The organism is Bacillus sp. 05T22, assembly GCF_056396765.1.
In genome coordinates this window covers 18,678-27,439 of record NZ_JBFTMC010000052.1, presented here as the reverse complement: position 1 = coordinate 27,439, position 8,762 = coordinate 18,678, and the positions used below count along the sequence as shown (strand labels likewise).

Here is an 8,762-nt window from a genome sequence, read left to right as displayed (position 1 = left end):
TTCTTTTGCTGTTCAGAAGGGAGGATTGCTTCTAATTTTTCTTTAGCAGATTTTGCATGTATAGAAAAAGCTGAGTCGAGATTTTGTTCGACATAATCACTTCCTAATAGAAGAGTTACTGCCTCTTCTGGTTTGAATTGAATGGGCGGCAAGAAATAACCATCCATTAAAGAATAACCTTGTCCAGGCATTGAAAAGATTGGGACACCTGATTCACTGAGTGCTTGCATGTCTCTATATATTGTTCTTTTACACGTCTCAAATTTTCCCGCTAAACTTTGAGCTGTAACAATTTGTTTTCTCTGTAACTCAATGAGAATAGAGAGTAAACGATCYGTYCGATTCATGAAATATCATCCTTCATATGTAATAAATATYCTTATTGTGATGTTCTAAATAGGAGTCAAATCTTCCTGCAAATAACAGACTTTTYCCTATGTATAATATTAATATAGTAAAATCATRMGACCCTATATTGCAGTTTCCAATAATATACTATATAATCTACTTAAGAAAACGTTTTCATACAAAGGGGGAGAATTTCGTGTCAACGATCGAGGACGTGGCGAAATTAGCGGGGTTATCAAGAACAACGGTTTCTCGGGTGATTAACAACCATCCGTATGTATCAGATGAGAAGAAAAAGAGAGTTCAATTGGCGATGAAGCATTTAGGATTCGTTCCTAATTCTGCAGCAAGAAGACTTCGTAAACAGAAAACAGAAACAATTGCAGTTCTTGTTCCAAGGATTACAAATCCTTTTTTCAGTAGATTTATTGAAGCAATTGAAATTGCTGCTTCTGAACATAAATATAAACTGATTATTTGCCAAACAAGATACTTACCAGAAAAAGAGATGGAATACTTACAACTGTTATCAACAAAACAAGTTGATGGTATTATCTTATGTTCACTTGAGAATCCATGGGAGAACGTGGAGCCATATTTACAACACGGTCCAATCGTGTTATGTAATGAATACATTGAAGAAGCAAATATTCCAACGGTTAAATTTGATCATGCACAAGGGGCATACATAGCTGCGAAACATGTGCTAGAACAAGATTATCGCAACCTTATTTTTTGCCGTGGAAATGAAACAAAAGTAGTGAGCCAACAGCGAAAAATGGGCTTTTTACGTGCAATCACTGAAAAGAGCAAAGAAGTAGAAGCGATTGATTTTCTTGAAAACGCTTTCTCTTGGGAAGATGGAAAAAGAATATTCCATGAAGTATTAAAGGACAAAAAAAATCCTACCGCTATTTTGGCAGGAGGCGATGAAGTCGCAGCTGGAATTATCGCAGAAGCGAAACGCCATGGCTGGAGTATTCCTGATGATTTAGCTGTAGTTGGCTTTGATAATCAAATTTTATCACAGATTACAGAGCCGGGTATTACAACGATTGAACAGCCAATTGATGAAATGGCTCATAAAGTTGTTGATTTAATGATGGATAAAATCCATACGAAAAATTATCGCAAAAAAGAATTGTATGAGTTTGAACTGGAGCTCTTGGTGAAAGGTTCAACGATGAAAAATACGATGTTACTAGCCTAGTAGACAATGTCTGCTAGGTTTTTCTTATGTTTACAAACTATTATTCTTCGTGAACGCAATCGTCACATTTATTATGATATGCTTCGTGTTGCTCATCAATTTCCTTCCCGCAGTGCGCACACGTTTTTGTTGGTAAATTTCTGAAAAATTCCATAGGTTGATCGATCATGTAAATCCCTCCATTTCCATTTCTTAGTATCATTGTATTAGTACAAAAATGAAATGTCAACAACTGTTTTATAACAAAGTGAAAAATAATGAAAAAGTTTAGGAAATGGATTATAGTTAACAATGTAGAGTGTAAGTAAAAATCTTTCTCATTAGAGGAAGAATACTGCATTTCTAGTGGTTTAGAAAGGATGGATACATATGAAAATGACTGTTGTTGGCTTTTGGGGCGGCTTTCCAGAAGTGGGAGAAGCAACGTCGGGGTATTTGTTTGAACACGATGGTTTTCGTTTACTTGTTGACTGTGGTAGTGGTGTACTAGCACAGATTCAAAAATATATAACACCATCTGATATAGATGCGGTTCTGTTATCACATTATCATCACGATCATGTTGCGGATATTGGGGTATTGCAATATGCAAGATTAATTACAAGCATGGCAAAAGGGCAATTACCAGAACTACCGATTTATGGACATGGATTTGATGTGCAAGGATTCTCTTCCTTAACACATGCACCACACACGAAAGGGCTTGTGTACAATCCGGAAGAAACATTACAGATTGGACCGTTCTCTATTTCATTTTTAAAGACGGTGCATCCTGTTATATGCTATGCGATGCGTATTACGGTGGGAGATGAAGTCATCGTATATAGTGCTGATTCTAGCTACATTCCTGAATTTATTCCATTTACAAAAGATGCAGATTTATTTATTTGTGAGTGCAATATGTATGCACATCAGGAAGCTGCAAAAGCAGGGCATATGAATAGTACAGAAGTAGCGGATATTGCAAAGAATGCAAATGTAAAGGAATTACTGTTAACGCATCTGCCGCACACAGGAAACACATCTGATTTAGTAGAAGAAGCAAAACAAATTTTTGACGGCCGCATTACGCTTGCGCATAGCGGTTATGTTTGGAATTCATGAGGTGAGATATGATGTTATTTATTGATAATAAAGGAATTACAGATCCAACAATTAACTTAGCGATTGAAGAATACTGCGTGAAAAATTTAGATATTAACGAAACATACCTTTTGTTCTACATTAACGAACCTTCTATTATCATTGGAAAAAACCAAAACACAGTAGAAGAAATTAATGCTGATTATGTAAAAGAAAAAGGTATTCATGTCGTAAGACGCTTGTCTGGCGGAGGCGCTGTATATCATGATTTAGGGAACTTAAACTTCAGCTTTATTACGAAAGATGATGGGGATAGTTTTCATAACTTTAAAAAGTTCACAGAGCCTGTTACGAAAGCGCTTGGAAAATTAGGTGTAAATGCAGAGCTTAGCGGTCGAAATGACATTTTAGCTGAAGGTAGAAAAATTTCAGGTAATGCGCAGTTTTCAACGAAAGGTCGTATGTTTAGTCACGGTACATTACTATTTGATTCTGAAATCGATCACGTTGTATCTGCACTCAAAGTAAAAATGGATAAGATTCAATCAAAAGGGATTAAATCAATTCGTAGCCGCGTAGCGAACATTACGGAATTTTTAAATGAAAAAATGACAACGGAAGAATTTAAACAGCTTCTTCTAGCGACGATTTTTGAAGGCGAAACAGAAATTCCAACGTATGAATTAACAGAAGAAGATTGGAAAGAAATCTACAAAATTTCTGAAGAGCGCTACCGTAATTGGGATTGGAACTACGGAAAGTCTCCTAAGTTCAACTTACAACATTCACACCGTTTCCCAGTTGGACAAGTTGATGTTCGCCTAGAGGTAACAAAAGGAACAGTGACAGAATGTAAAGTATACGGTGATTTCTTTGGCGTGGAAGATGTTCATGATATTGAAGAGTGTTTAACAGGAGTACAGTTTGATAAAGAAGCTTTTGCCGCGGCTTTAGAAGATGTAGATGTAAAACGCTACTTTGGTAATATAACAAAAGACGATTTCTTAGCGTTATTCTTTTAACTCGTAAAAACAGTCATATTGTCCGTATGACTGTTTTTTATTTTGTTGCAAAAAAGCGCATAAAAACAAGAAATAGAGTCTCTAATTAAAAAATGAATGAATGCTCATTTATATGCAGTTAATTAAATGTTACTTGCTGTTTTAATTTTCTTTTAATATAATGTATTTAGAATTTTTAAATTTTCTAAATTTTATAAAGGTGGGGTTTGTGTGAATCTCGTTCAATCTTTAGCTGAAACAGCAAAACAGAAAGGAGAGAAACCGGCGTATATATTTATGGATCAGTCGGTCTCGTATGACCAATTAAACAAAATGGTCACAAGGTTTTCTGGTAATTTAGCAAAAATGGGCATTGGGAAAGGGGACAATGTCGCATTAATTGTTGGTAATTCACCACATTTTTTAGTTGGTTTATATGGGACGATGAAAGCTGGAGCAACTGTCATTCCAATTAATCCAATTTATACAGCAGACGAAATGCATTATATTTTACAAAATGGAGATGTAAAAACAATCATCACACTCGACGTTCTTCTACCTGTTATACAATCTCTTACAACAAGACTTCCTTCWCTTGAACATATCATCATATGTGAAACCTCAKCAGATTTTAATCATACAGAAACTGAAAAAATGAAAACGTTTACTAGTCTTATAGGAACCGGTGATCTATCTTATGAAGGTCCTGAGCTAACTGAAGAAGACGTAGCTGTTATTTTGTATACGTCAGGAACAACTGGAAAGCCAAAAGGCGCTATGCTTACACATAAAAATTTATATAGTAATGCTAGCGATGTAGCATCGTATTTACAATATACTGCGGATGATCGCGTTGTTGCTGCGCTTCCAATGTTTCATGTGTTTTGTTTAACAGTTGCAGTGAATGCCCCAATTGTTAACGGTGCAACGATTTTAATGTTACCAAAGTTTAGTCCGAAAGAAGTATTTCGTATTTGTCGTACGTATGAACCGACAATATTTGCCGGTGTACCGACAATGTACAATTATTTATATTTATATGAGGAAGCAAGCGCAGACGATGTTCAGACACTTCGTCTATGTATTTCTGGCGGGGCTTCTATGCCTGTTGCTCTCCTGAAAAACTTTGAAAATCGCTTTAATGTTATTGTTTCAGAGGGATATGGATTATCAGAGGCTTCACCAGTTACTTGCTTTAATCCATTAGATCGTCCGCGTAAACCAGGTTCGATTGGAACAAATATTTGGCATGTGGAAAATAAAATTGTGAATGAGCTTGGGGAAGAAGTTTCTGTAGGCGAAGTAGGTGAATTAATTGTTCGTGGTCCAAACGTGATGAAAGGATATTATAATGCACCAGAAGACACAGCGGCAGTGCTTCGTGATGGATGGTTGTATACAGGAGACTTAGCAAGAATGGATGATGAAGGTTACTTTTATATTGTTGATCGTAAAAAAGATATTGTCCTTGTAGGTGGTTATAACGTATATCCTCGTGAAGTAGAAGAAGTATTATACCAACATGAGGAGGTTGCGGAAGTGGTTGCGATTGGTGTTCCAGATGAAAATTTAGGAGAAGCAGTGCGCGCCTATGTTGTTCTGAAGAATGGTGTGGTAACAGAAGAAGAGTTAACGCATTACTGTTCTTTACATCTTGCAAAATATAAGGTGCCAAAGAGTATCGAGTTTTTGAAGGAGTTGCCGAAGAATACGACTGGTAAACTACTTAGAAGAGCGTTAAGGGAAAAGGCAGTGCAAGCATAAAACATGGATAACTGTTAGGGAAAATAAAACGAACCGTCCGTAAATAAGGATGGTTCGTTTTATTTTTATAATAGAATTCTATATTTATAATTTTATTTTACCATCAATGACAGTTAGGAATCTGTTATTCCAAATAGATTGATGATGATTAATAATATCACCCGCATCTAAAATAGCACCATCTATTGTACTATGTGTTTCTTTGAAAAGTAGATTTTTTTGATACCCTAAACTAAAGGCAGCTTTAATAGTCGTGTCGAGACAAAACTCAGTCTGTGCTCCTGCGAAAATAAGTTGTTCTATTTCATTGGTCTTTAAGTAATCTAAGAGTTCAGTTTGATAGAATGAATCCCATTTTGATTTTTGGATAATTTTATCGGTAGGGGATAGGAATAAATTTTTATGAAGTTTCCAGTCATCTTTTCCTTCAAAAAGTTCGTCTTGTTCGTTTTGACTCGTATGTTGAATAAAGATAACTTGTATATTTTTTTCATGAGCTTGCTTAATTAGTTCGTTTATATTTGTAACTAATTGCTCATTATTAAATAAATAGTTTTGGGGATAATTAAAGAAAATTTCTTGCATGTCAATGATTACTAGAGCCTGTTTCATCAAGTAGCACTTCCTTTAGTTTCTTTTTAAATATAGCAGAAGGTAATAAAACCTTGCAATAAAAGAAAATGTCCCTGCTCAACAAAACGTATCCTAAAATGAGCAAACTTTTTTGGGTAGTAAGCACTACAACATTCAGCAAAAGCAAAGAGGTTAGGGGGAGATGAAGAAAACCCCGCTGATTAAAGTTTCATTTTATGAAATGATAGGGAATTGTTAGCAGTTTATGATACGTAATATTTATAGTTTGAATAGCTGCCGAGTTATAATAGAAGAAATAGAAAAGGAGGCACGCTGTGAAAATTCGTCGATATTTTAATATAGTTACTATTTTGATTCTATATACATTACTGATGTTCTACATCGGATGGAATGGATGGGTTTGGCTTCAAACAAGTTTTGGTTGGCAATCTTGGGGATATTATGCTTTGTTAGTTGCATTATTCTCATATGCGTATGTAATCGTCCAGGTTTTCAAATTCCTTCCGTTCTTAAGGACAATTGGTTCCTATTGGTTTGCGGTAATGCAATATGCACTTATTTTGCTGCCGCTAGCTGATATAGCAGTATTTATCTTACAACTGGTAGCGGTGCCGAGAGATACAGCTATTATTTGGACAGGAATTGTTACCCTTATTATGTTTCTTTTCATATTTGGTTATGGAACATTCAATGCTTATAGTCCAGTTGTTCGAAAGTATGAAATTCACATACCAAAAGAAGCGAAAGGGCGGAAAGCACTTCGCATTGCGATGGCTTCCGATATGCATTTCGGCAAGTTATCAGGTGTCTCACATTTAAAAAGATTAGTCCACCGTGTAAATGAAATGGAGCCGGACATCATTTTACTACCTGGTGATATCATTGACGATCATCCAGGAGAATTTATAAAAAAGAACATGGGACAAGTTATGAAACAAATGCAGGCGCCTCTTGGTGTGTATGGAGTACTCGGAAATCATGAATATTACGGCGGGGCAATTCCAGAGTTTCTGCAAGAGATGAAGAAAATTGATATTCATATCATGTTAGATGAAGTAATCAAAATTGAAGATAGTTTTTATCTCGTTGGAAGAAGAGATAAAACGGAGCGAGATCGTCAAAGTTTCGAAGAGTTAATGAGCACAGTAGATAAATCACTTCCCGTTATAGCGATGGATCATCAGCCGTTTGCATTAAAGCAGGCGGAGGAGTCAGGTGTTGATTTATTACTATCCGGTCACACGCATAGAGGACAAATGGCACCAAATCATCTTATTACGAGAAGAATGTATGAACTAGATTGGGGATATGTGCAAAAGGGTGTATTTCATGCGATTGTGTCTTCTGGATTCGGTTTTTGGGGACCGCCGCTAAGACTTGGTAGCCGGTCGGAAGTTATTCAGATTGAGGTTACGTTTGGGTGAGGAAAAATGAAAACAACCATTCAACTTCGAATGGTTGTTTTCACTTTAGTGACGAGAACCACTTGGACGCTCAAGCCAATTCCAAAACTCAATATCTCCAAGAGTAGCGTCGCGAACATGAGGAGAATTTTGTAACTTTACTAATTCTTTCGATGGGCCAGTAATGACAATACCGTACACTTTCACACCATGTTTTTTCACTAATCTTTCCCCCTTTACTTATAACAACGAATGTAATATGAAAAAGTTACAAATTTCTGCAAAATAAAAGCAAAAAACGTCAAGAAAAGAATTGTCTTCTCTTTTATGATAATACATAAGGCGGGTGAACAGAGATGGAAAGCTATGAAACACAAATTCAAAAAGCAATTAATTATATTGAAGAAGATGTAATGGAGAAGCAAACATTAAGTAATTTGGCTCGTATTGCAGGGTTCTCGGAGTATCATTTTCATCGCGTATTCCAAGCACTAGTAGGCGATACTGTCATGGAGTATGTTCGTAAGAGGAGGCTAGCCAGGGCAGCTTATCGGCTTTCTCATACGGAAGAAAAAATTCTTGATATCGCATTAGAACATGGCTTTCAATCTCATGAAACGTTCATTCGAGCCTTTAAAAAGTTGTTTCAGATGACGCCAAGTAGCTACCGAAGGCAAGGAATTAAGACACCGATGTATTATAAAGCAAATGTGAAGCAGCGGAAGTTCAATCCATATTTAGGGGGAATACAAATGGAATTTCGTATTGAAAAAAAACCAGCTTTTTTTGTAGCTGGATATGAGATGAAGACGTCTAGTAAAGAAGGGAAAAACCTTAAAGATATTCCGGCATTTTGGGACCGTTATTTACAAAACAATCTTGCGAGTAACATTACAAACCGTAAACATACAGATCAATATGTAGAGCTTGGAATGTGCACGGATTTTCATTTGGAAACAGGGGAGTTCACGTATATTATTGGAATGGAAGTTACAAGTTTTGATGGGGTATCAAATGAATTAGCGCAGCGCACGTTCCCAGAAGCAACATATGCCGTATTTACAACACCAAAAGTACCGCACAAAGACATGGTATCGTCCATCCAGCAAACATGGAATAGCATTTTCTCAGAATGGTTCCCGCATTCAGGGTATGAACATGCGGGCGTTACAGAGTTCGAGCTGTATGATGAGCGTTGTCATGAAGATAAGAGTGAATTTGCTCAAGTTGAGATTTGGTTGCCAGTGCAGAAGAAACAACAATAAGAAGAGGAGAAAGTTTCCTAGATTCTAGGAAACTTTTTTGTATGAGATTTCAGATGAATCGTATTATATAAATGAAACAGAAAATTACATAGCA

9 protein-coding genes and 1 pseudogene are annotated in these 8,762 nt (G+C 36.3%); 6 read left to right on the top strand and 4 right to left on the bottom strand.

Translation table 11 applies throughout. The features are described 5' to 3' along the window. Nucleotides 1–347 (bottom strand): helix-turn-helix transcriptional regulator (locus AC1DIT_RS16285; protein WP_476998290.1); only part of this gene is annotated, 347 nt, incomplete at its 3' end. A 197-nt stretch (nt 348–544) separates the two neighbouring features. Between AC1DIT_RS16285 and AC1DIT_RS16280 the strand changes: the two genes are divergently transcribed. Then, entirely contained in the window at nt 545–1,558 is a 1,014-nt protein-coding gene (locus AC1DIT_RS16280; RefSeq protein ID WP_016113707.1) for a LacI family DNA-binding transcriptional regulator, read from the top strand. A 40-nt stretch (nt 1,559–1,598) separates the two neighbouring features. Here AC1DIT_RS16280 and yhfH read toward each other — a convergent pair whose 3' ends face one another. Then, on the bottom strand, nt 1,599–1,727 hold the full coding sequence (gene yhfH / locus AC1DIT_RS16275) for a protein YhfH (RefSeq protein ID WP_000567010.1): 129 nt from the start codon (nt 1,725–1,727) through the stop codon (nt 1,599–1,601). Nucleotides 1,728–1,927: 200 nt separating this feature from the next. Here yhfH and AC1DIT_RS16270 point away from each other — a divergent pair, with 200 nt between their 5' ends. The 3 genes from AC1DIT_RS16270 to AC1DIT_RS16260 all read left to right on the top strand — a co-directional run bounded on the left by AC1DIT_RS16270 (nt 1,928) and on the right by AC1DIT_RS16260 (nt 5,406). Further along, a complete protein-coding gene (locus tag AC1DIT_RS16270; RefSeq protein ID WP_016132576.1) occupies nt 1,928–2,662 on the top strand; it encodes an MBL fold metallo-hydrolase in 735 nt (244 codons plus the stop codon). 11 nt (nt 2,663–2,673) lie between these two features. Then, nucleotides 2,674–3,663, top strand: a complete 990-nt coding sequence (locus tag AC1DIT_RS16265; RefSeq protein ID WP_033671014.1) for a lipoate--protein ligase — start codon at nt 2,674–2,676, stop codon at nt 3,661–3,663. A 210-nt stretch (nt 3,664–3,873) separates the two neighbouring features. Then, nucleotides 3,874–5,406: a fatty acid--CoA ligase family protein gene (locus tag AC1DIT_RS16260; protein ID WP_476998289.1), complete on the top strand. Its 1,533-nt coding sequence runs from the start codon at nt 3,874–3,876 to the stop codon at nt 5,404–5,406. Between the two features lie 84 nt (nt 5,407–5,490). On the opposite strand, the gene AC1DIT_RS16255 is transcribed toward AC1DIT_RS16260, so the two are convergent. Further along, the gene (locus AC1DIT_RS16255; RefSeq protein WP_016132579.1) at nt 5,491–6,018 is read right to left on the bottom strand and encodes an isochorismatase family protein; all 528 of its coding nucleotides are present in this window, start codon (nt 6,016–6,018) and stop codon (nt 5,491–5,493) included. 296 nt (nt 6,019–6,314) lie between these two features. On the opposite strand from AC1DIT_RS16255, the gene AC1DIT_RS16250 reads away from it, so the two are divergent. Continuing rightward, on the top strand, nt 6,315–7,424 hold the full coding sequence (locus AC1DIT_RS16250) for a metallophosphoesterase (protein WP_016113711.1): 1,110 nt from the start codon (nt 6,315–6,317) through the stop codon (nt 7,422–7,424). Nucleotides 7,425–7,469: 45 nt separating this feature from the next. Here AC1DIT_RS16250 and AC1DIT_RS16245 read toward each other — a convergent pair. After that, nucleotides 7,470–7,625, bottom strand: a pseudogene (locus AC1DIT_RS16245) (anti sigma factor C-terminal domain-containing protein); the annotation flags it as partial. Between the two features lie 134 nt (nt 7,626–7,759). Between AC1DIT_RS16245 and AC1DIT_RS16240 the strand changes: the two are divergent. Further along, nucleotides 7,760–8,668: an AraC family transcriptional regulator gene (locus AC1DIT_RS16240; protein WP_016113713.1), complete on the top strand. Its 909-nt coding sequence runs from the start codon at nt 7,760–7,762 to the stop codon at nt 8,666–8,668. The last annotated feature ends 94 nt before the right edge of the window (nt 8,669–8,762 follow it).